Raw genomic sequence first — 22,028 nt, 5'->3', positions numbered from 1 at the left:
TGCTTTGAACTTTTGGATACACTTGTCCCTTGGTTGTACAGATTTTTTTAATTTTGCCGGTTATTCAATAGCCTGGATACGCTGTAGAGCTTGGTAGAACAGCCGATGGTAAACATGATACGAGCTCAGCCGCAACTGAATGCGTCGGCCAGTATGCACAACACGTGCCGCAACTTTGAATAAACGGATCCGCAATGTGCTAACGCACAAGCCGGAATCATGTTTTGTCAGTGCTAGCTGCTTTAAAAAGTTGACAATATTGTAAGCCAGTACACTAACCATCATCCGGGCAGCATTGGCATTAAACGTTGAACTATCAGTCTTATCGAAAAAGAAACCTGTTTTAGCTTCTTTGATGTAATTTTCCATTTGGCTGCGTTTGTGATACAGTTCGAAGGCAGTTTCAGCCGTTAAATTAGTCAGATTAGTGACGATAAATTCATGTGAAAAGATCAGTTCACCAGCTACTCGAGTTGATTTAATATAAATCTGCCGTGGCTTAGGCCACGATGCTGATTGATAGATTTCAGAGTAGTAATGAGTCTCTTCCTCTTGCCACTGGGTTTGATCACTGATCTTGACGAACTTTTCAGCTAGATTCTGTAATTTTCGATTGCATTTGAGTCGAATAATGTAAAACACATCGTTGGCTTCACAGACATCGTAAACTTCTGGCGTGGCGAAGCCACTATCACCACGAACCAGAATGTCAGTCGTGGGCAGCTGAGTTTGATAATGCTTTAATAGTGGTGTTAAAAAAGCTTTTACATCTTTGCTGGTGTAGGCATTTCCAGGACGCAAGACAGCTTTCAATAAGTTACCATCTTGATCAGTTGCCAGTAATGGATGATATCCTTCAGTACCATAATGTGCGTTGTAGTTAGTGGCTTCCTGTTTGCCATAAGTGTCTGAGTGAGTCGAATCGATATCAATAATCGTGGCTGTCTGGTTGGTTAATAGTCGAACACGGTCGATCAAAGCCTCATTTAAAGTCTGTAATGTGCTAACACTATCTTTATCAAAGCGTTGCCAAAAACGTGATATTGTTGCTTGTGAAGCCAAAGACGGTTTATCCAATAATAATTTAAAAAGCGGTTCTTTTTCTAAAGAAGTTGCCGCAGAATCTGCGCTATAACCAGCAATAATCTGAAGAATTAACTGTTTTAAGATACTAGAATTACTGTGTTGACAATATCGTCGCTGGTCATTGAACCTCAATAGTTTGTCGGCCAAGATGGTGAACTGGAATTTTGCCATCAGCTCTACACACAATGTTAGCCCGCCATCGGAAGATAATTGACCACCCGTATGCGATACTAAAATGTTTTTGTTGAAATTTAATGCCATTTCCTGTAAAGTTTTCAATATAGAGTCCTCTTCTCTCATGTGGTTTTGTTTAGCAATTTAACTATACCAGAGCTGGGGCTCTTTTTGTGTACTTAAAAGGTGAAAATACAAAATACCCATCAAACGCGTGATGCATGTGTTTGATGGGTATTTTGCATATCTTTGTGAATAAATCAGGGTTCGATTTAAAAATTAAATAGCCGCAAAAAAACAAGCGTCACCTGGATACCATTTCCGGTGACGCTTGTTTTTTTGTACGGTTATAGGTATTCCCTATCATACACGTTAATAAATAAGACTTATCTATCTTAGGCTAGTGTTGGTACACTTGTGGGAGTTTATGGTTTGTTGGTTTATGTTTGGAAAATTTTCTGGGGCAGGCTCGCTGCCCTCATATAGCTGAAACGTGCTCCAGTAGCCCCTTAAACGCCTCCTTCCGCACTCTACGCATACTTATGCGCAATCTTAGCCCCTGCCGCCGCAGCCACCGCAGCGATGATGTCATCCAGGAACGTATTGACGCCTTCGTCTTTAACCGTATCTAATTCCTTCAGGATGCCTTGTTTTTCGCGGTCCAGGTAGCCGAAGTTGGTTGAAGCGATCTTGCCGTATATCCCTGAGATACCACCTTCTGCTAGGAGTTCATCGACGCCGAACACGCCTGAGTCGTTTTCCACGATGGACTGCAGCGGTTCTGGGAGCTGGCGGGTCGTTGCCAGTTGGTCCAGCGCGATGCCGACCATGGCGTTGTTCATAACTTCCCGTTTGTGGAGCACGTCGATCACGGCGTCGACGGCTTCTGGCCGGGTCAGTTCCGGCTCGTATTTCAGCTGCATCGAATAGGTGATGTCAGCAATGTCTTCAATATGAATGGCTTTTGATTCAAAATAATCCACCATGAATTTGTAGGCGGCGGTGTCTGGGTACTTAAAGTTTTTGTTATTCAAACTCATCATCCCTTCTTTTAATAAACAGTGTACCAATGATTTATGAAAAATGGCATGGGCTTTTAATAATTTAGCCATGAATTCCCAACGATACCGCATTAAATCTGGTATCATTAAGGCTAAGATTTACCACTAGAGAACGCAGGGGCAATGAGAATGAGAAGAGGAAACTGGCTGGTGGCTGCGCTATTAATGCTGAGTTTAACGGGCTGTCATGCGCCGCATACATCAGGCGCAGCTAATCAGCAAAATGAGCATCAACAGCGCCACCACGGTGATATTGATGGCATTAAGTTGCGCCAATGGGTGTTGCCGAACTTCAATAAAACGATGCAAACGACCGACCAGCTGGTGGCCGATGCCAGCAATCACAGTCAGGTGCCAGCAAGTCTAGGCGATGACCTGGATGACTATAGCCACGAGCGTGAAGCCGTGATCGATTACTTTGAGGATTATCGTGGCCACAATATTACGGTCGGAACAGCCGCTGTCTACGATTGTGATGAGCTGGTAACGGTTGCTCAGGACGTGGACCGCGCGAGTCGCCACCATGAGTCGTTGAAGGTTCCGCTTCAGCAGTACACGACGGCACGTCAGGCACTGCTAACGGATGAAGCAACGATCAACCGCTTGTCAAACTATTCATAAGGTAGTTACTAAACTTAGGTAAGTAACCATGGTAAAATGACCGTACTAATTAATGAGAGAAGAGGATCAACATTGGGTGTTATTCGAATTCATAACTTACGCTTTCACACCTTTAATGGGGTGTTGCCGGAAGAACGGCGCAACGGTCAGCAGCTCGCCATTGACGTGGCGTTGACCTACCCGATCGAAGCGCGCGTTCAGCATGATGAGCTGAACGAAACGATCAGTTACGCGGATGTGCGCGAGACCATCGACACCTTCGTGAACACGCACTCGTACAAGCTGATCGAGTCGCTGGCCAATGAACTGTTGAAAAAAATTTTGACGGATTATCCAACAACGACGCACGTGAACTTGAAGATTCGTAAATACAGCGTGCCGATGCCGGGTATTTTTGATGACGTTGAGATTGAGGTCGCCGGCGATCAGGTCGTTAATAATCAGGTATTAGGCAGTCTTGCCTCGGGTGATGAAAAATGACGGAACAGGTTTATTTGAGTATTGGGTCAAATATGGGTGATCAGCTGGCGAATCTCAACGCCGCAGTGCAGCGCTTAGCTGGCCAGCCAGATATTACGGTGACCGCGGTATCATCGGTCTACGAAACCGAACCGTGGGGCAAGCGGGATCAGGCCAACTTCTACAACATTGCAGTGGCACTGACAACTCGTTTAGACCCCGACTCGCTGTTGACGGTCCTGCACGACATCGAACAGTCGCTGCATCGTCAACGGCTCGTTCACTGGGGACCGCGCACCGTGGATCTTGATATTATTTATTGGGGCGACCGTGACATACATACTGTCGATCTCACGGTCCCGCACCCCCACGCCGCTGAACGCAACTTTGTGTTGCTGCCGATTCAGGAAATCGCTGGTGACGACACTGCCACGGCACAACGGGTGGCGCAGGCCTTGGCTCAAAAGACAGATGAGAGTTGGATACGAAAATTAGAAGGTGTGACGATAGCTTATGATTGATAAGACAAATCAGGAAAAGATTGAAAAGGCGGTACGGATGATCTTGGAAGCCGTTGGTGAGGACCCGGACCGCCCAGGATTAGTAGAAACGCCAGCGCGAGTTGCGCGCAGTTATGGCGAAATTTTTTCATCATTAAATGCGCCGGCTTTTGATAACTATAAGCTGTTTCCAGTCGAAGAAACGACCGAAATGGTGCTGATCAAGGACATTCCGTTCTATTCCATGTGTGAACACCACCTGCTGCCTTTCTTTGGCACGGTGCACGTTGCCTACGTGCCAGACCACAAGCGGGTCATGGGACTTAGCAAGATTCCACGCCTGATCGACTACTGCGCTAAACGGCCCAACGTTCAGGAACGGCTGACGGTCAACATTGCCAAGGAGCTAACCCGGATACTGGATCCTAAAGGGGTTGCCGTTTCGATTTCCGCCCGTCACATGTGTATGGAAATGCGCGGCGTGGAAAAGACCGGCAGTCAAACAGAATCCAGTTACTACACGGGTACGTTCAAGACGGATACTGCGCTCAAACAGGAATTTCTGCAACGCATTAACGGGTGATCACACATGGCGACAGAATCGGAAATTCATGAGTTATACACGCAGCTGATCGACCAGTTTAACCAGGCACGGCTCGTTGGCGATGCTAACCGGGTGCCGCTGTTGAAGAAAATCGTGGCTGCACTTGGGCATCCCGACCAGACCTACCACATCATCCACATTGCGGGGACGAATGGTAAGGGTTCGACGGGGGCCATGTTGGGCGCCGTCCTTGAACAGCAGGGGTACCGGGTGGGTCGTTTCAGCAGTCCCGCCATTTTAAACGATCGCGAACAGATTCAGCTCAACCACGAGTGGATCAGTGAAGCGGCGTTTATCGACAGCTATGAGGAGATCAAACCCGTCGTGACCCGAATGGGGATTCCACTGGACGGCATTTCAATCTTTGAATGGCAGTTTTTAGTGACCCTGATCTGGTTTAAAAATGAACGAGTGGATTATGCCATCTTGGAAGCTGGGTTAGGCGGGTTGACGGATGCGACGAACGCCATTAGTGCGCCGCAACTCACGATCTTTACCAAAATTGCATTAGATCACATGGCCATTTTAGGCGATACGATCACCAAAATCGCAACACAAAAGTCAAAGATCATTAAGCCGGGCACGACTGTCGTGACGCTGGCCTCGCAGGATGAAGCAGCGATGCAGGTCTTGCAGGCGGAGGCTGATCGACAGGGCGTGAAACTGATCGCACCTCAGACAACCGTAACTGATGCCAAAACGGGCTTAGTAAATCTTCAGGCAACGCTGACCAGTGACGTCTTTAATTGGCCAGCATTGCAAGTGAACGTTACTGGGACGTTTCAGTATCAAAATTTAACGCTGGTTCTGACCGCCATTGCGGTCTTGCGTCAGCAGCACGTAGGACTTTCAGATAAGTCGGTTAAAGATGGTTTATTGGCAGTGCATTTGCCCGGCCGTTTCACCCGATTATCTGAAACGCCACTCGTATACGCAGATGTCGCCCACAATCCTGACGGGATGACTGGGCTGGTCAATAGTATTCGAGCAATTGATTCGAAACCTGATGTGACGTGGATTCTCGGTGTGCTGGCAGATAAGGCTGTGGCGTCTATGCTGACTAGTTTGTTGCCTACTGCAAGGGCAATCTATACCGTAACACCTGACAACCCGCAACGGGCGTTACCGGCGCAACAATTAGCAGCTGATATTGCCGCCTTGGATCCAACTGTTTCCGTTCGCGTGATGCCGGATATGCCAACTGCTTGGCAGACAGTTCACCAAGCCAAAATAAACGGGCCAATAGTTGTCAGTGGCTCCTTTTACGTGGTTCGCGAACTCGTTGAAATGGGGGTGGCCCTAGATGACTGACTGGTTGATTGCGTCTAATAATCGCTATAAAACGGCTGACCTAATCGCCTGCCTTAACCTGGTAGGCATCACTGCTAAACCTTACACGGATGACTGGTCACCGCTGACCTTTCCCGTTGAAACCACCGCCAGTTACGCGGACAATGCCCGGTTGAAAGCCCAGTTTCTCGCCCAGGTTACCGGCGAACCGGTGATTGCGGATGATAGCGGCATTGAAGTGCCCTACCTTGGCGACAAACTAGGCGTCACAACGAAGCGGTACCTCCAGCAGGATGCGCAGCACAGCGCTAACGAAACGTTGCTACTGGCGTTGACCGATGCGCCAGAAAATGAGCGTACCGCCACGATGACCTGCACGCTCTGTGCCGTTTTCCCTGACAAAGAACCGGTCATGGCGAACGGCTCAGTTGACGGGGTGATTGCTCTAGCTGAACGCGGGATGTATTCATCAGGTTTTGATAAATTATTTGAACTCACGGCTAGGCATCAAACCTTAGCCGAGCTGACTGACGATGTTCGGTTGCCACTCACGCACCGCGGCCAGGCTGCCAGACAGCTTGCCCAGGCATTACAAAAGAGAGAAGGAAAATGACCATGCAACTTCATGACCTTACCAAAGAATTAGGTACCCAGGGCGACTTTGCCAGCCAAGCGCTGTTCAAACTGGCCCAAACGCAAACGCTGATCCAACTTCAATTCAGTGACGTGACCAGTGCTCAGACAGCCGTTTTAGAGCGTCGGCTACGCCAATTTGATGCTTCTGTTACCCACAAGGGGACGACGGTGACCACGCTGCTCACCTACGAAGCAACCAAGCAGCTGAGTGACAACTGGCTAACGTGGTTCCCCGGTGAACAGGAAGCCGATAAGCAGCTGACCAACGTGCTGGCAAGTTATGAACTTGGCTGGCAGGCCAATGATTTTCAATTTGAACTGCGCGAAAAGCCCATGATCTACGCCATCATGAACATCACGCCAGACTCCTTTTACGATGGCGGCCGCTACACGACTGAAGAAGCCGTTAGTGCCCACATTGCCGAAATGGTCGAAGCGGGTGCCGACCTCATTGAGGTAAACGGTCAAACGACCCGACCTGGCTACACTGAAGTGACGCCGGAAGTGGAGATTGAACGCACGATTCCGTACATCAAACAGATCAAACAGCTTTACCCAGACATGGCCGTTGGTATCGACACTTACAAACTGCCCGTGATGAAGGCCGCTATTGATGCTGGTGTTGACGTGATCAACGATGTGAACAGCTTTACGGATGATCCGGAAAAACTGCCCTATTTAGCTCAGCAGCGGGTTGGTTTACTCACCATGTTAAATGGTCGCGGGAACGACTTTACAAACCTGTCAGAAGAAATGCATACCTTTTTTGAAGACAACATTAAAGCCATTACGGATGCTGGAGTGGCCTTTGACCGCATCGCTTTGGATCAAGGTATCGGTTACTCCAAACTGCCTGACAGCAAGCAGGATTTCGTCATGATGCGCAACGTTGACCAGTTCAACGACCTCAACCGGCCAATGATGGTCGCCGTGTCACGGAAGGGCTTCTACAAGCAGCTGCTGGGCCTGGAAAAGGACGACCGGCTGCCAATGACCCTCATCACTGAAACCGAAATGATGCTGAAGGGCGGCCGGATCATCCGCGTTCATGACGTTGAAGAGACGCGGCAGATGATTACGTTTTTGAATGAGATTGAGAAGGGGTACTGGTTAGCTTAGGATAGTGCTCTTCTTTCGTTGCATTCTGCAATTTGGCACGGAGTCGTAGTGGCTCGCGATGAAGCTAATTCGATTGTCGCTGTGCGCCACTCGAATGGATCTTCATCGTCTCGCACATCAGTAACCGACCAAAGAACGGTCGCTAACTGATGTCGACACCACGACTCCGTGCCAAATTGCTGCATTCCACTGACTGTGAGCTCACTTTCACGCTAGATAAATATCGAAAAACAGTCAAAGACGGTTTGTAGAGAATCCGCACTTGACCGCTGGTAAGCCCATTGATAGCAATGCTTCATTCAACGTGGCACAGTGCCACTTGTTAGTAACAGCATTTAACTAGTAGTGTGGGTCTGCTATGGCACAATAATCATCAATGTTACCCTAGTCCACAATGTAGCGGAGTGGAGCCGGTCGGCATTGCAGGCAGTAGTGTCGGTGTTTGTAGGCGAGGGTTCCGTCCTCGCCTACAAACACGGGAGACGGAGGAGATCCTTGAATTTCTGACAAGAAATTCAATAGCTCCGGAGTGACCCACTACAGCCTGCAGAGCCGACCGGCGCAACGGAGCGGCATCTGTTTTTTGAATTACATTTCCGAAACGTGCTACTTGCATCCTTTCACACTCTTAAAATTAAAATACAATTAGTATTGACGCACTATGATTAATATGTTTTAATGTAAACAACATTTACTAGAAGGGAACGAATGATGATGACAAAGACTTTGACCAAAGTTAATGCGTATTATTACGGCTACTACTTTAGTTAGCGTCCGCAGCAAGAAGCGGACGCCTAACCACGCGTTCGCGTCTAAAGCTAAGCCGTCAATTTGTCGAGCCAGCTAGACGTGAAGTTCTAGCCGGTACTAGTCATTTATTCCGTTTACGGATAAAACACTAACCAGCTAGGATATCATCTAGCTGGTTTTTTCTTTACCAAAAACAAGGAGTGAGCGGAAATGTCAAATTCTCAGAAACGTATCTTATCAATATGCCTCTACCTGAACTACTTGGTTCACGGGTTTGGGCTGATCATCCTTACACAAAATATGCAGTCACTCGGGCACTTTTGGGGGGTTCCGATTGCTACGGTATCCTACGTGGTTTCCGGTATCGGCATTGGCCGGCTGCTTGCCTACTTCGTGTTTGGCTACCTCTCAGACCGGTTTGGCCGTAAGTTTCTGATCTACGTTGGCGTTTTCTCCTACCTGATTTTCTTCCTGGGCATGCCATTCGTGAAGAACATTCAGTTGGCTTACCTGTTTGCCATTATGGCTGGGATCGCCAACTCAGCGCTAGATTCTGGAACGTACCCGACCTTCGTTGAAATGGGCGGCAAATCCAGTGCTTCAAACGTCTTCATCAAGGCCTTCATGTCAGTGGGAGAATTCATCCTGCCACTGCTGGTTGCAACGCTTGATACTGAGAAAATGTGGTTTGGCTGGTCCTTCATGGTCGCTGCTGTGATTTTAGCTGCTAACTTCTTCTTATTAAATCGAGTGACCTTCCCGAAACGGAATCAAGTTGATGAAGCCGCTGAGTTGACCCAGGAACAGTTATCACGGCCTAAGAAATGGATCGCCACCGCAGCGTTGTCCATTTACGGGTACACCAGCATGGCCATCATGATCCTGTTTACCCAGTGGATCACGATGTTTGCCACCAACGAGCTCAACTACAGCGCGCTGGTTGGCCACGGCCTGCTTTCACTTTACAGTATCGGTTCTATCTCTGGCGTTATCGTGACTTTCGCACTCCTGCGCCGGCAAGTTTCTGAAACGGGTCTGCTGGTGATCAACAACGCGTTGTCACTCGTTGCCCTGATTATTCTATGTACAACATCGATTCAATGGTTGTCCGCCGCAGTCTGCTTCGTCTTTGGCTTCACAGCCGCTGGCGGTATGATGCAGGTGGCCTTAAACATCTTCTTGCGGATCTACCCGAAACACAAGGGGCTGGTTACCGGGACCTACTTCACGTTTGGCAGTATCGCCACATTTACCGTGCCCGTTGTCACCGGTTGGCTTTCTAAACAAAGCATCGCCCGCGCCATGGACGCCGACATCATCGTTGGGATCCTCGGCACCATTGTCGTTTTACTGGTTGCAATGACCGTTGGCCGGCAAGCGTCACTGGCAACTGCCCGCAAGCAGATCAATCATTTGGACAAAGATATCGTTAAACTCTTGGCAAAACGCTTCGATGCTGTCACCATGGTCAATGAGGCCAAGCGTGCTACAAATTTGCCGGTAATGGATCACGGTCGCGAAGACCAAGTGCTCAAACGCGTCGCTGAAAACGATCCAAACCCGGAAACGCGCGCCTACATGCAAGACATTTACACGCACATCATGCGTAACTCGCGTGAGTACCAAGCAAAATTGACGACTGAAAAGGCACTGAAGGACAAGGACACGGTCAAGCACGACAAACCGTTGCCTGCTTCTAGCCAATTGACAAATAAGTAACGGAAAGGGATCACACAACTATGAACTACTTAACTGCAGGAGAATCACACGGCCCACAGCTGACCGGTATAATTGAAGGCTTACCCGCTGGCCTGACGCTAGATATCGATGGCATTAACGCCCAATTGGCAGCCCGTCAAGGCGGCTACGGTCGTGGTAATCGGCAAAAGATTGAACACGATGAAGTCACCATTGTTGGCGGCGTTCGCCATAAGATCACGTTAGGATCGCCAATTGCGCTAGTCGTCAACAACCGGGATCACGCGCACTGGTCAGAGATCATGGATTCGATTGCTGGCGAAACGGCTGCTAACTCTGTCCGAAAGGTTGAACGGCCACGTCCTGGTCACGCTGACCTTGTTGGCGGGATGAAGTACGGCCACCGCGACCTGCGAAACGTGCTGGAACGCTCATCCGCTCGTGAAACTGCGATCCGTGTCGCAATCGGGGCGGTCTGCAAGCAGTTCCTTGAACAACTTGGCATCAAGCTTGTCGGGTACGTGCAACAGATCGGGCCAGTGAAGGCGGATGATCAATCCCCATTAAACGTGGCCGATATTGAAAATACCATTTTAGCAAACGACTTACGAATCGTTGAACCAGATAAGGTTGAAGAAATTCACGACCTCATTGATAAGACGAAGAAGGATGGCGACACCCTTGGCGGCATTATCCGGGTGGTTGCCACCAACGTGCCTGCTGGCTTAGGCAGTTACATCAGCTGGGATACGAAGCTTGATGCGAAGCTAGCCGCCGCCGTCGTTGGCGTCAACGCCATGAAGGGGGTTGAAATCGGTGATGGGTTCACCGCTGCGACGAGTTTCGGCAGCGACGTCATGGATGAGATCGACTGGCACGATGGCGATGGATTTGACCGCGAATCCGACCACCTTGGTGGCTTTGAAGGCGGGATGACCAACGGGATGCCAATCATTATCAAGACAGCAATGAAGCCAATTCCAACGCTGTACAAGCCGTTACAGTCCGTTGATGTTGAAACCAAAGAAGTTAAGAAAGCCAACGTTGAACGCTCGGACACCACAGCCATTGTGCCGGCTTCAATCGTGATTGAAAGCGTCGTTGCTATCGAACTCGCTAAAGCCATCACCGACACGTTTGATGGTAGCAATATGGATCGTTTGAAGAAACAACTTGCTGACTACCGCGAAGAACTGAAAAACTTCTAGGCAGATTGGTGTTCAAACGAGTGGTGATGGGGTATCTTACCTATTAATACTTGTTTGAGATAGATTTAATAGTCCGTTGCATTGCGTCATTTGGCACTCCATCGTTGTGGCTCGCGAATGAGCTAACTCGATTTCTGCTGCGCAGCTCTCGAGTGGATCTCATTCGACTCGCATATCAGTAACCGACCAAAGAACGGTCGCTAACTGATATCGACACCACGGTTCCGTGCCAAATGACTCCATTCCACTCAGAGTGAGCTAACTTTGTTTTCTAGTTAAGTATCGAAACACAGTCAAAGACGGTTTGTAGAGAATCCGCCCTCGACTGCTGGGAAGCCCATTGATAGCAATGCTTCGGATGTTGCTTCACTCTGTGTTACCAACTAAATACCACTTTTGAAGCGTAACACTATGTTGCGGTGCTGTGAGATGTTGACTAGTCCGCAACGCAGCGGCAGTTAAAGCAATAATTAAACTCATGAAAAAAATCTAGTAATTAAATTCATTGGAGGCACCAGATTGAAAACACTGAACGGAAAACCAAGCGCTGGCTTACACGGGACCCTCGTGGTGCCAGGCGACAAGAGTATTTCTCATCGGGGCATCATGCTCGGTGCCATTAGCGAAGGAACGACGCACCTGTCGCACTTTCTCACATCAGCTGACTGTTTATCAACGTTAGCGGCGTTCCAGCAACTGGGCGTGCAGATCGAACGTGATGATCAGGAAGTGACCATTCATGGTGTGGGTCTGCACGGCCTGCAAGCCAGCGCACAACCGCTAGATATGGGCAACTCGGGGACGACTACCCGACTAATTTCTGGCCTGTTAGCAGGACGGTCGTTTACCAGTACTTTGATTGGTGACGCTTCCCTGTCAAAACGGCCCATGAAACGGGTCAGTGTGCCGCTTGGTGAGATGGGCGCGCAGATTGCAACCACTGACGGCCATTTGCCAATGACCATCACCGGCAGTCAGCTTCACAGCGTGACTTACCAGCTGCAAGTTGCCAGTGCGCAGGTTAAAAGTGCACTGATCCTGGCTGCGTTACAGGCTGATCAGCCAAGCACGTTTGTCGAACAGCTACCAACGCGAGACCACACGGAACGGATGCTGACGCAGTTTGGCGGGGATATCACCACCGCTACTGATGGCGTCACCATTACCGTTCAGCCGCAACCACATCTGACTGGCCAAACCATGACGGTGCCCGGCGACATGTCATCCGCAGCGTTTTTTATGGTTGCAGCGAGCCTGGTACCAAACTCTAAGATCACCCTCAAAGACGTTGGGTTAAACAAGACACGGACTGGGCTATTGGACATTCTGCAACGGATGGGCGGCAAGGTCACCATTGATGCGGAACCAACGGACGGTGAACCAATCGGCGACCTGACCATTGAAACGGCTGACCTGCACCCCATCACTATTGGTGCGGCAGAGATTCCTGCTGTGATCGATGAACTGCCGTTAGTCGCCTTACTGGCAGCTAAGGCGGATGGCGTCAGCCGGATCACCGGCGCCGAAGAACTTCGGGTCAAGGAAACAGACCGCATTGCCGCCATCGTTCAGGAATTCAAGAAATTGGGCATCAACATTGAAGAACTGCCGGACGGTTTTGTAATCGATGGTCGAACCCCTTGGCACGTCACAGACACACAGTTAGGCGCCCACGATGACCACCGAATCGGGATGGTGCTTGGTGTTGCTGGCTTACTGGTGGACCAACCACTTGAACTGGCCGGTGCCGACAGTGTCCGCATTTCCTACCCTGAATTTTTCGACGACCTAGACACATTGTTACCAAAGGAGTGACGCGATGACGACGGTATTTATCAGCGGCTTGGGACTGATTGGCAGTTCCTTGGCCCGCATTATTAAACAGGGCGACACTGACGTGACAGTGTTAGGTGCCGACCCGAACGACGACACCAGCCAGTTTCTGCTGGCCCAGGGCGTGATCGATGACTGCACAACGTTTGCTGAAGGCAGCGTTCAAGCAGATGTCATCATTCTAGCTGGACCCGTTTCCGTTATCACGACACAACTTGCAGAACTGGCAACCTTATCACTTAAGTCATCGGTACTAGTCACGGATGTCGGCAGCACAAAACGCCAGGTCATGGCGGCTGCTAAACTCGTCCAGGATAAGGGGATTGCGTTCATGGGCGGGCACCCGATGGCGGGCTCCCACGAAACTGGGGGTCGCGCTGGTCGGGCCAACTTGTTTGATGGTGCGGTCTACTTTATCGTCAACGGCACGCAGCGGCTGGAACAGCGACAATTGTTTCAACGGCTCCTCGCCCCGGCACAGTTACGCTGGGTCACTATTGACGCTGACGAACACGACCGTTTAGTCAGCCAGATCAGCCACGTGCCGCACGTACTGGCAGCTACGCTGATCAACACGGCGGCAGATGAATTAAAAAACGATCCTGTTGGGCTGAAAGCAGCTGCTGGCGGATTTAAATACACCACGCGCATCGCCGCGTCCGACCCCACCATGTGGACCGCTATCATGCTGAGCAATACCGAAGCCATCACGTCACAATTAGATGCCTATATCACTAACTTAACCACGATCAAAGCCGCCATTGCAGCGGGAGATAAAACGACGATCCACGACTTTTTTGACCAGGCGCAACGCACGCGCCAACACCTTGACCACACCACTGAGGAGGGGTAACTTATGAAAGCAATTCTAGTAGGATTCATGGGCAGCGGCAAAACCACTGTCGGCCAACTTTTAGCAGAACAGCTACATACGACCCAGAGCGATTTGGACGATCTCGTGATCCAACACGCTGGCAAGTCGATCCAAGATATTTTTGACGAAGACGGTGAGTTTGCCTTTCGCCGCATGGAACACGAAGTTTTGGAAGACGCACTGAACAACACCGAGGGCATCTTGTCCACGGGTGGCGGCACGCCGGTTCAAGCGGCCAACTTTGAGCTGCTCAAGGAGAGTGATGTGCCCGTTATCTTGTTAAATGTCAAACCAGAAACCATCATGGCACGGTTAGCGGGCGACAACGTTCGACCACTCGTTAAAAAATTAGGGCTCGACGGGTTAGCTGGTTTGAAGGCCCAACGCGACTCGCGCTACCATAACGTGAGTGACGTTGAAATTGAAACGGACAACCTGACACCAGAAGAGGTCGTTGCCGCCATTCGTCGATTTCACCAATTTGAATTAGACGACCAAGCCGACATTAGCTAACATGGAACACATCACGTTGCCACTGGTGCTCAACAAGGCGATTAAACAGCGTTACGCCGATGGCACCAGCCTCTCCTACGTTGTTACCCGCAACCCTTTTGAAGCGACCCAGTACGGTGTTCATTTGGACCTGCTGGACAAACGCGGGAAAGTTTATCATAAAACTGAAGTCTATTTCGATCCCGGTCAACTCATTTCCCACCCCTTTGAAGTCAACGGTGGGGCGTTCGAACTGGAATTGAAACCTAAATCGTGAGGTCTCTTTTTGAGGGGCCTTTTTTATTTTGGAGATGGTCGTGATAGTCCGTTGCACTCCGCAATTTGGCACTCCGTGTGGTGGCTCGCGACTGAGCTAACTCGATTTCCACTGCGTGGCTCTCGAGTGGATCTCAGTCGTCTCGCATGTCACTAAATGGCCAAAGAACGGCCATCAAGTGACATCGACACCACAGCTCCGTGCCAAATTGCTGCGTTCCACTAACAGTGTGCTGACTATAAAGGTCGGTTAAACATCATAATAGATTCAACACGAGTTTGTAGATTATCCGCGCTCGACTGCTTGTTGCATTCGGCTTGTGAACCTGTGTAGCGACGTTATCTATTTTCAAAATTGACGGTAACAATCAATAATTTCTTTCACCGGTAGCGATTTGTGGGGAAGCGAAAACTCACATGATTTTGATAAATAAAGGACATATTTAATAATAATGTTTTGTATCTTAAACTTAATTTTTGACATGTAAAACGAACGAGTTCTTAAAATGCGTTAAAAACTTGTAAAAGTTTTGAAAATACCCTTGGCTTTGAAAGCATAAAGCGTTACACTAACAAACGGAAATTAGTTTAGTGGGTCAGACCACTGGGCATTTAAATTAAAGGAGCGATTAAGTAATGAAAAAAATGGCTGTCGTTACTGCCAGTTTGGTTGCAGCGTTTGGGTTAATGGGTTTGGGTGCCGCATCATACACCTCACAAACAACTGCTAATGCTGCTACGACTTCAACGAGTCCTACCATCTCAGTGAACACGATCTACAACAACTCAACCAAGGTTACTGGTAAGGCCACTAAGGGTGTTGCCGTTGTTATCCGCAATGCTAAGAACAAGACCATTGCTAAGGGTACTGCCTCATCTTCAACTGGTGCTTACAGCGTTAAGTTACCATCAACTGAAAAGACGGGTACTAAGCTCTACGTATACGCCCACAACAACAAGACTGGTCGTTACTTCTACCGGATCATGACGGTTAAGGCTGCTTCAACGAAGTCCAGCACAACGTCATCCTCTACTTCAAGTAAGACCACTAGCACCAGCTCATCAAGCTCAAGCAAGTCAACGAGCTCAGCTGCTAGCTTCAAGATCTCTACCCCTACAGGTACTTGGAAGAGCGCCACTTACAAGGGTTGGGCTATTCAATACACCTTCAGCCAAAAGACCGGTTTAACTGAAAAGGTGACTTACGGCAAGAAGACTGCTTACCCAGTGAAGTACGCTACTTACAGTGTCACTACTAAGACACCAACCTTCTGGAAGATCAATGTTACCCCTAAGACGGGCAGCAAGTCATCCTTCTACATGCGGTTTACTGCTAAGAACAAGTTCGTCATTGTTAACAGCAAGAACCAAGTCATCAAGGCTTCAGTTGGTAAGGCCCCTGCAGCAAACTACACTTACACCTTACAAAAATAATGCGGCATTCATGCCACTAAAAAACGTCCAAACCAGAAATGGCTTGGGCGTTTTTAATTTTTTGAATTTGAAAGCTTGATGGGTATCTCCGTTGCATTGCGCGGTTTGGCACTCCGTCATCGTGGCTCGCGATGACGCTAATTCAGCTGTCGCTGTGCGCCATCTGAATGGATCTCCATCGACTCGCACATCAGTAACCGACCCAAGAACGGTCGCTAACTGATGTCGACACCATGACTCCGTGCCAAATCGCTCCATTCCACTAACAGTCAGATTGCTTTTTACACCAAGCTAAGCATCATCAACGCAGTCAAAGCCAGTTTGCAGATTATCCGCCCTCGACTGCTAATTCGACAATTGTCAGGGGACGCTGGAGGTTACAGATTGAGAATCCATTCGATGCCCTGCTCTCACCGAGGTAACGAAACGTTGGCTGAGGCTGGGCAAGCCAGTCATCCAAACTGAAACGGCCAGCGTTACTGACCGTGGCGTTGTTAGCAGTCGAGGGCGGATAATTCGCGAACTTGGGTTAACTGTAGTTTGATACTTAAGTCGTTTAATAACTGTCAGGAATGTGAGTTGCGCGGAGTAGAACGGACTCGGTGCAGTGGTGTCGACGGCACTTAGCAGACGATGATTTTTCGGCTGCTTAGAGCCATGTGAGCGAGGGAGATCCATTTTTTTCGGTGACGAAAAAATTAGCTTCCTCACGAACCACCACAGCACCCAGAATCCGTTCTACGGAGCGCAACGGACTCCTAATGCAAATCCATTAAGCGTTCTTATCAGCGCCCTTACCCAAAAGCTGTCCAACAACTGGCAACTTCCCATAGTCAGCAGCGCTGTCAGATGGGACAACAACGAGGTTGGCTGGTGAGGTAGCGAGTTCTGAGAAGGCGTTGATGGACTGGTTTTGGAAGTATTTGTCATCGGCGTTTGAAAGACCGGCTTGGACGGTGTCGATCCGGTAGCGTTCAGCATCGGCGCGAGTCTTGGTGGCATCGGCTTCCGCTTTTGCGGTGGCCATTAAGGCGTCGTTCTTGGCCTTCGTTGTCAGTTCGATGGACTTGGCTTCCCCTTCAGCCTTGGCGATGGCGGCGATCCGTTCCCGGTCGGCAGTCAGTTGCTTGTCCATGGCTTCCTGAATGGCTTGAGATGGGGTCAGTTCGTCAATGTTGATCCGGTCAACGTTGACGCCGTACGTGTTGGTCAGATCACCGATGGCTAACGTCAATTCCTGGTTGATCTTGGCAGTTGATCCCAACGCTTCGTTCAGGTCCATCCGCCCAATAATATCCCGTAAATGACCACGAACCAACTGCGCCATTGATTCGATGGAGTCGGTGTTTTCATACTGGTATTTCACAGCGTCCGTAATATGGAAGTTCAGCGTCAGACTTGCCGACACATCAGCGTTATCCTTGGTAATGATCGAGTAGTTCGGCAGTGCCAGCGGTTCCATGGCCAGGCTGACACGGCGAATCTTCTGGAAAAATGGAATGTAGAAGTGCAGGCCTGAGTTAACGCTGTGGCTGTATTTACCCAGCGTTTCAATAAGTCCCTGGTTATTTTGCGGTACGATCTTGAGTCCTAATGGCATGTGGTTTTCCCCCTATAATTGCCGTAGCGTCAAACTGTTGCCGTTGGCGGCGATGACAACGTATTTGGCCGATGGATCGACGGGTCGTTGATCTGCCAGCTGATACCGGTAGTAGATGCCGGCTACTGAAACGAGATCGTCTGCAGCGAGGGCGCGACCAGTAACTTGCTGGCCGATCACCTGCCGTTTTTCAAACGTCTCTGAGACCTTAACCTGTTCTAAAACACTAACAATATAGGCGTTTAGTGGCAGTCCCTTATCCGCCGCGATGGCGGTCAGGCGGCTGTACAGCTGCGCGTCTAATGTTAAGTTCAGCTCAATATCGTTTCCCAAATGGTCCTGCGTTGTCATTGTCACCACTCCTATGCGTGTTGCGCTACGATCTACACTGATTATCCGTGACTCGCGCGACGCCGTCAAGTTACGAAACTATCAAGATTCACGCTGGCCAGGCCGATTCCTGCAAGTCAACGGTGGCGCCATTAGCGTTAACTAAGGTACAATGGGGCTAACAGACAAAATACGGAGGCAATCGATATGGCAAAAATGAAAGCAATTGGCGCAAAAACAGCGCTTGATATTACGGATGAGCAGTCCTTAGTTGACCTTTCTCTGGACAAACCAACGCCAACAGGGCGGCAGGTACTGGTCGCTGTTAAGGCTGTGTCGGTCAATCCCGTTGATACGAAATTGCGCACCACGGTCACGGCGGAAACAGCACCGAAGATCCTCGGCTATGATGCGGTTGGCACGGTTGCTGAAATCGGCCCGGACGTTGAAAAATTCAAGGTGGGGGACCGGCTATACTATGCTGGCAGTACCCAGGTAGCCGGCTCCGACGAGGAATTTCAACTGGTGGATGAGCGATTGGCCAGCACGGCACCCAAGTCGTTGAGTGACGCCGAAGCCGCTGCCATGCCACTCACAACGCTGACGGCTTACGAACTTCTTTTTGAAAAAATGCATTTCGTTCCTAAAGGCAATCAAAACCAAAATAAAACGCTATTGATTATCAACGGCAGCGGTGGTGTTGGCTCGGTATTGAGCCAGCTTGCCCACTGGGCTGGTCTGACGGTTTTGGCTACCAGCCGTCCGGCTAATTTCGAATGGTTAAAACGCCACGGGGTGGACCACCCGCTGGACTACCACGACGATCTCCTGGAACAGATCCATTACCTGGGGTATCAGCAACTGGACGCGATTGCGATCCTGTACGCACCAGAAGCCTATTTTGAAGTGGCCAGTGACCTCGTAAAACCGTTTGGTCACATTGGGTCGATCGTCGGCAGCACTGTTGATCTGCCGTTATATCTGATTAAAAATAAGGCCGCTAGTTTTGATTGGGAGTACATGTTTGCTAAATCGGATGCTAATTATCGGGTCCACACGCAGGGGAAGATCCTGCAACTCGCTAGTCGGCTGCTGGATCAAGACGTGCTTGAATCCACGTTAACGACCAACATCGATACGGGCATCAACGCTGCCAATTTACGCAAGGCCCACCAGTTAGTTGAAGCCGAACATACGCTTGGCAAACTGGTGGTGAGCGGGCCGTTTAACGGCACCGTTTAATTGAACACGCGTGTTACAGTGAACGGATGAGGGCGGTCAGTAGGCCAGACCGCTGATTCCGTGTGCCCTGAGCACGACATGCGATAAGGGGAGAAACCAATGTCACTATTTGCCAAAAAGAAACAAATCAGTCTCGCAGCCGTTTTCTGGGCGACGTTACTGTTGAATACCGGAGCGGCTTTTATGTGGCCGCTCACCACCATTTATATGAATACAATGCTGCATAAATCGCTGACGACTGCCGGGACGACGTTGTTGGTAATGTCACTGATGATGATGGTCGGCAACTACGTCGGCGGAATCCTGTTCGATCGCTGGTCACCCTATAAGGCGGGACTTGTGGGTGCCGGAATGTCGTTGATTGCCATGGTGCTGCTGATCTTCTTTCACAGCTGGCCGGTTTTTGGTATTCTGCTGGTCATTGTTGGGTTTGGCGACGGTATCAGCCTGACCATCGATAACTCATTTGCCGCGACCATTACGCACCATAAAACGCGACAGGTGTTCAACGTCCTATACATTGCCCTCAACGTTGGGGTGGTGATCGGAACGTTACTCGTTGGATACCTGCTGGATCTTGGCGTCACTGTGGTGTTTGCAGTGACAACGGTCTGTTACGTGGCGCTCTTTATCATCATGGCAACGGCCTTTCGGATGGATGTGGACGCCATGAAACCAGCTGAGAAAACGGCTGACCACGTGGCACCGCACCGCCTGCAACTCATTTTGCTGATGTGCCTGATGGTCTTTGCGATATACGCCAGTTACGCACTTTGGGAAAGTGTGATCTCAGTTCACATGACCAACCTTGGGATTCCGTTTAGAAACTACAGTTTATTATGGACACTAAACGGGTTTATGATCGTTATTGGCCAGCCGTTCGTTAACCGGCTGTTCCAGAATTTAAAGTTGCCGGTTCAGATCGGCATCGGTGTGTTTATTTTTGCAGCGTCGTTTTTCCTGCTGATCTTTACCAGTCAGTACTACATGTTCATCATTGTCATGGTGGTGCTGACAATTGGTGAAATGATCGGGTTCCCCGGCATGCCAGCCTGGATCGACGCCCTGGCCGTTAATGGGCGCAAGGGTAAGTATCAGGGCATGTACAACGTTGCGATTTCGCTAGGTCGGGCAGTCGGCCCCTTGTTTGGGGGTATTATGATCGACGAGTTCAGTTACCAGTCCTTATTTTTGACAGCGACACTCGCGATTGCGGTGGCCTTGTTCTTGCTGATGGGGCGGTATTTACAAGTCGGAAGGTGAGACAATGACACCAGAAAAGCGTGAACTAGCGATGCATAAACTTATTGGCCAAGTCTGGCACCACAGATTCCAATTTCATGGCGACTGGGGCGATTCACAGGGTAAGCGGCAGTTTAAGTTACGCTTTCTGCAGGAACTCAAACGGGTGCTAGGCCGCGCATACGATTTCACACCGTATCAAGCCGAATTTGTCATCAACGAAGCCATGACCAGTGTCCTACTTAAAAGCAATGAGGATATGCTGGTCGCTAAGGATCCTCGAAAAGCAGCCAAACTTGTCCGCGCGAGTTTTAATCGCGCTGGGCATTATTATCGGTTTCTTTATGGGGATAATAAACAACGGTAGCACTTTTTATATTTAGGTTATAAGTCCGTTGCATTCCGCAATTTGGCACGGAGCTGTAGTGGCTCGCGATGAAGCTAATTCGATTTCTGCTGCGCAGCTCTCGAATGGATCTCCATCGACTCGCACATCAGTAACCGACCCAAGAACGGTCGCTAACTGATGTCGACACCACAGCTCCGTGCCAAATTGCTGCATTCCACTCACTATGAGCTCCCTTTTTACACTGGTGAAGCATCACAATAGCGTTAACCCGAGTTTGCAGAGAATCCGCCCTCGACTGCTGCTAAGCTCATTGTTAGCAATGCTTTGTACAGTGTTAAAGCAAGTAACCGCGACCAATTAATAGGCTACAGGACAATACTATGATGCAGTCTCATTGGGTGTTGATTATTAACACTATGTAGCGTAGTGGAGCCGGTCGGCATTGCACGTTGTAGCGACCCACTTCTACGTGCAGGGCCGACCGGCGCAACGAAGCGGCATGCTTAGCCAAAACCCAAAAACGTCTAACGCGTCCATAGCGTTCAGGCGTTTTTTATTGCCGATTAATTCTGGTAAGGCACGTCTATGGCTGCTAGCTTGCCAATGAGCGTGATGAAATCGGTAATCTCTTCTTGTGGATAGGGCGCTAATAGTTCGGCAACTTGGCGTTCGATTTCTGCATCGAGTTGGCTGTGAGTTGTTGCGATGGCTTTGCCAGTTGGCGTCAGCCGAACCAGAATCTCCTTATCGTTTTTCACCGTGCGGTATTTTTCGAGGAGGTTGCGTTGCTCAAGCTTCGTGATCGTCCGTGAAATGGTCGGTTGAGAAAGCTTGGTCAGTTCTGGTAGGGATTTAATGCGGACCTGGTCACTTTGCGTAATCCGGGCGATGACGTGAATGTCTGCGGTGCTGAGCCCCTTGATGGCTTGCTGCAGGCCAGGGTCGTTTTTTGATTGGGCGATCATCCATATTTTTTCATTATCGTAAGTCGTGTCGTGGTCTAATAGTCGGCCGACCTGTTGGACGAGCGTTTTTGCATGTGGTTGTATCATGAATTTCGTCTCTTTTCTTTTTATTCACGTGAATAGATATTTGACTTTATGTTATTAATGTCTATAATACTACACGTATTCAAATGAATGTAAAAAGA

The 22,028-nt window shown here is 49.5% G+C and carries 22 protein-coding genes; 17 read left to right on the top strand and 5 right to left on the bottom strand.

Annotation, left to right across the window (positions count from 1 at the left end; translation table 11 throughout):
* Positions 1-60 precede the first annotated feature (60 nt).
* Complete coding sequence (locus tag AYR61_RS03750; protein WP_065900857.1) at positions 61-1,365, bottom strand: IS1380 family transposase; 1,305 nt, start codon at positions 1,363-1,365, stop codon at positions 61-63.
* A 425-nt stretch (positions 1,366-1,790) separates the two neighbouring features.
* A complete protein-coding gene (locus AYR61_RS03745; RefSeq protein WP_056987182.1) occupies positions 1,791-2,294 on the bottom strand; it encodes a phosphatidylglycerophosphatase A family protein in 504 nt (167 codons plus the stop codon).
* Positions 2,295-2,450: 156 nt separating this feature from the next.
* Here AYR61_RS03745 and AYR61_RS03740 point away from each other — a divergent pair, with 156 nt between their 5' ends.
* The 14 genes from AYR61_RS03740 to AYR61_RS03675 all read left to right on the top strand — a co-directional run bounded on the left by AYR61_RS03740 (position 2,451) and on the right by AYR61_RS03675 (position 16,115).
* Positions 2,451-2,942, top strand: coding sequence for a hypothetical protein (locus AYR61_RS03740; protein ID WP_156770456.1), 492 nt, complete (start codon positions 2,451-2,453; stop codon positions 2,940-2,942).
* A 72-nt stretch (positions 2,943-3,014) separates the two neighbouring features.
* Positions 3,015-3,422 carry a dihydroneopterin aldolase gene (folB, locus tag AYR61_RS03735; RefSeq protein WP_082409244.1) on the top strand — a complete coding sequence of 136 codons (408 nt, stop codon included), beginning with the start codon at positions 3,015-3,017 and terminating at the stop codon, positions 3,420-3,422.
* Entirely contained in the window at positions 3,419-3,922 is a 504-nt protein-coding gene (folK, locus tag AYR61_RS03730; protein WP_054710630.1) for a 2-amino-4-hydroxy-6-hydroxymethyldihydropteridine diphosphokinase, read from the top strand. Before folB ends, folK begins: the two co-directional genes overlap by 4 nt.
* A complete protein-coding gene (gene folE, locus AYR61_RS03725; protein ID WP_065901748.1) occupies positions 3,915-4,484 on the top strand; it encodes a GTP cyclohydrolase I FolE in 570 nt (189 codons plus the stop codon). Before folK ends, folE begins: the two co-directional genes overlap by 8 nt.
* Before the next feature lie 6 nt (positions 4,485-4,490).
* Positions 4,491-5,816 carry a bifunctional folylpolyglutamate synthase/dihydrofolate synthase gene (locus AYR61_RS03720; protein WP_065901746.1) on the top strand — a complete coding sequence of 442 codons (1,326 nt, stop codon included), beginning with the start codon at positions 4,491-4,493 and terminating at the stop codon, positions 5,814-5,816.
* Positions 5,809-6,408, top strand: a complete 600-nt coding sequence (locus AYR61_RS03715; RefSeq protein WP_054710626.1) for a non-canonical purine NTP pyrophosphatase — start codon at positions 5,809-5,811, stop codon at positions 6,406-6,408. Before AYR61_RS03720 ends, AYR61_RS03715 begins: the two co-directional genes overlap by 8 nt.
* Positions 6,405-7,550: a dihydropteroate synthase gene (gene folP, locus AYR61_RS03710; RefSeq protein WP_225356511.1), complete on the top strand. Its 1,146-nt coding sequence runs from the start codon at positions 6,405-6,407 to the stop codon at positions 7,548-7,550. The genes AYR61_RS03715 and folP overlap by 4 nt, the downstream gene beginning before the upstream one ends.
* A gap of 960 nt (positions 7,551-8,510) precedes the next feature.
* Positions 8,511-10,019, top strand: a complete 1,509-nt coding sequence (locus AYR61_RS03705; protein WP_065901744.1) for an MFS transporter — start codon at positions 8,511-8,513, stop codon at positions 10,017-10,019.
* Positions 10,020-10,039: 20 nt separating this feature from the next.
* Positions 10,040-11,206: a chorismate synthase gene (gene aroC / locus AYR61_RS03700; protein ID WP_065901743.1), complete on the top strand. Its 1,167-nt coding sequence runs from the start codon at positions 10,040-10,042 to the stop codon at positions 11,204-11,206.
* A gap of 519 nt (positions 11,207-11,725) precedes the next feature.
* The gene (gene aroA, locus AYR61_RS03695) at positions 11,726-13,021 is read left to right on the top strand and encodes a 3-phosphoshikimate 1-carboxyvinyltransferase (protein ID WP_056987171.1); all 1,296 of its coding nucleotides are present in this window, start codon (positions 11,726-11,728) and stop codon (positions 13,019-13,021) included.
* A gap of 4 nt (positions 13,022-13,025) precedes the next feature.
* Positions 13,026-13,892, top strand: coding sequence for a prephenate dehydrogenase (locus AYR61_RS03690; RefSeq protein WP_065901742.1), 867 nt, complete (start codon positions 13,026-13,028; stop codon positions 13,890-13,892).
* 3 nt (positions 13,893-13,895) lie between these two features.
* Positions 13,896-14,426: a shikimate kinase gene (locus AYR61_RS03685; protein WP_054710620.1), complete on the top strand. Its 531-nt coding sequence runs from the start codon at positions 13,896-13,898 to the stop codon at positions 14,424-14,426.
* A 1-nt stretch (position 14,427) separates the two neighbouring features.
* Positions 14,428-14,682, top strand: coding sequence for a hypothetical protein (locus AYR61_RS03680; RefSeq protein WP_054710618.1), 255 nt, complete (start codon positions 14,428-14,430; stop codon positions 14,680-14,682).
* A gap of 635 nt (positions 14,683-15,317) precedes the next feature.
* On the top strand, positions 15,318-16,115 hold the full coding sequence (locus AYR61_RS03675) for an Ig-like domain-containing protein (protein ID WP_054710616.1): 798 nt from the start codon (positions 15,318-15,320) through the stop codon (positions 16,113-16,115).
* Between the two features lie 772 nt (positions 16,116-16,887).
* Here the strand turns inward: AYR61_RS03675 and AYR61_RS03670 are convergent.
* Both AYR61_RS03670 and AYR61_RS03665 read right to left on the bottom strand, forming a co-directional pair.
* Complete coding sequence (locus AYR61_RS03670; RefSeq protein WP_065901741.1) at positions 16,888-17,715, bottom strand: SPFH domain-containing protein; 828 nt, start codon at positions 17,713-17,715, stop codon at positions 16,888-16,890.
* Between the two features lie 12 nt (positions 17,716-17,727).
* Entirely contained in the window at positions 17,728-18,066 is a 339-nt protein-coding gene (locus tag AYR61_RS03665) for a hypothetical protein (protein ID WP_054710612.1), read from the bottom strand.
* A 195-nt stretch (positions 18,067-18,261) separates the two neighbouring features.
* On the opposite strand from AYR61_RS03665, the gene AYR61_RS03660 reads away from it, so the two are divergent.
* The 3 genes from AYR61_RS03660 to AYR61_RS03650 all read left to right on the top strand — a co-directional run bounded on the left by AYR61_RS03660 (position 18,262) and on the right by AYR61_RS03650 (position 20,896).
* Entirely contained in the window at positions 18,262-19,287 is a 1,026-nt protein-coding gene (locus AYR61_RS03660) for a zinc-binding alcohol dehydrogenase family protein (protein WP_065903766.1), read from the top strand.
* A gap of 99 nt (positions 19,288-19,386) precedes the next feature.
* On the top strand, positions 19,387-20,550 hold the full coding sequence (locus AYR61_RS03655) for an MDR family MFS transporter (RefSeq protein ID WP_065901739.1): 1,164 nt from the start codon (positions 19,387-19,389) through the stop codon (positions 20,548-20,550).
* A gap of 4 nt (positions 20,551-20,554) precedes the next feature.
* Positions 20,555-20,896 (top strand): hypothetical protein, encoded by a 342-nt coding sequence (locus tag AYR61_RS03650; protein ID WP_056987173.1) that lies wholly within the window; start codon positions 20,555-20,557, stop codon positions 20,894-20,896.
* A gap of 545 nt (positions 20,897-21,441) precedes the next feature.
* Here the strand turns inward: AYR61_RS03650 and AYR61_RS03645 are convergent.
* Entirely contained in the window at positions 21,442-21,930 is a 489-nt protein-coding gene (locus AYR61_RS03645) for a MarR family winged helix-turn-helix transcriptional regulator (protein ID WP_065901737.1), read from the bottom strand.
* Between the last annotated feature and the right edge of the window lie 98 nt (positions 21,931-22,028).

This window comes from Secundilactobacillus paracollinoides (assembly GCF_001702155.1).
GTDB lineage: Bacteria > Bacillota > Bacilli > Lactobacillales > Lactobacillaceae > Secundilactobacillus > Secundilactobacillus paracollinoides.
This window is presented reverse-complemented; position numbering and strand designations above follow the sequence as displayed.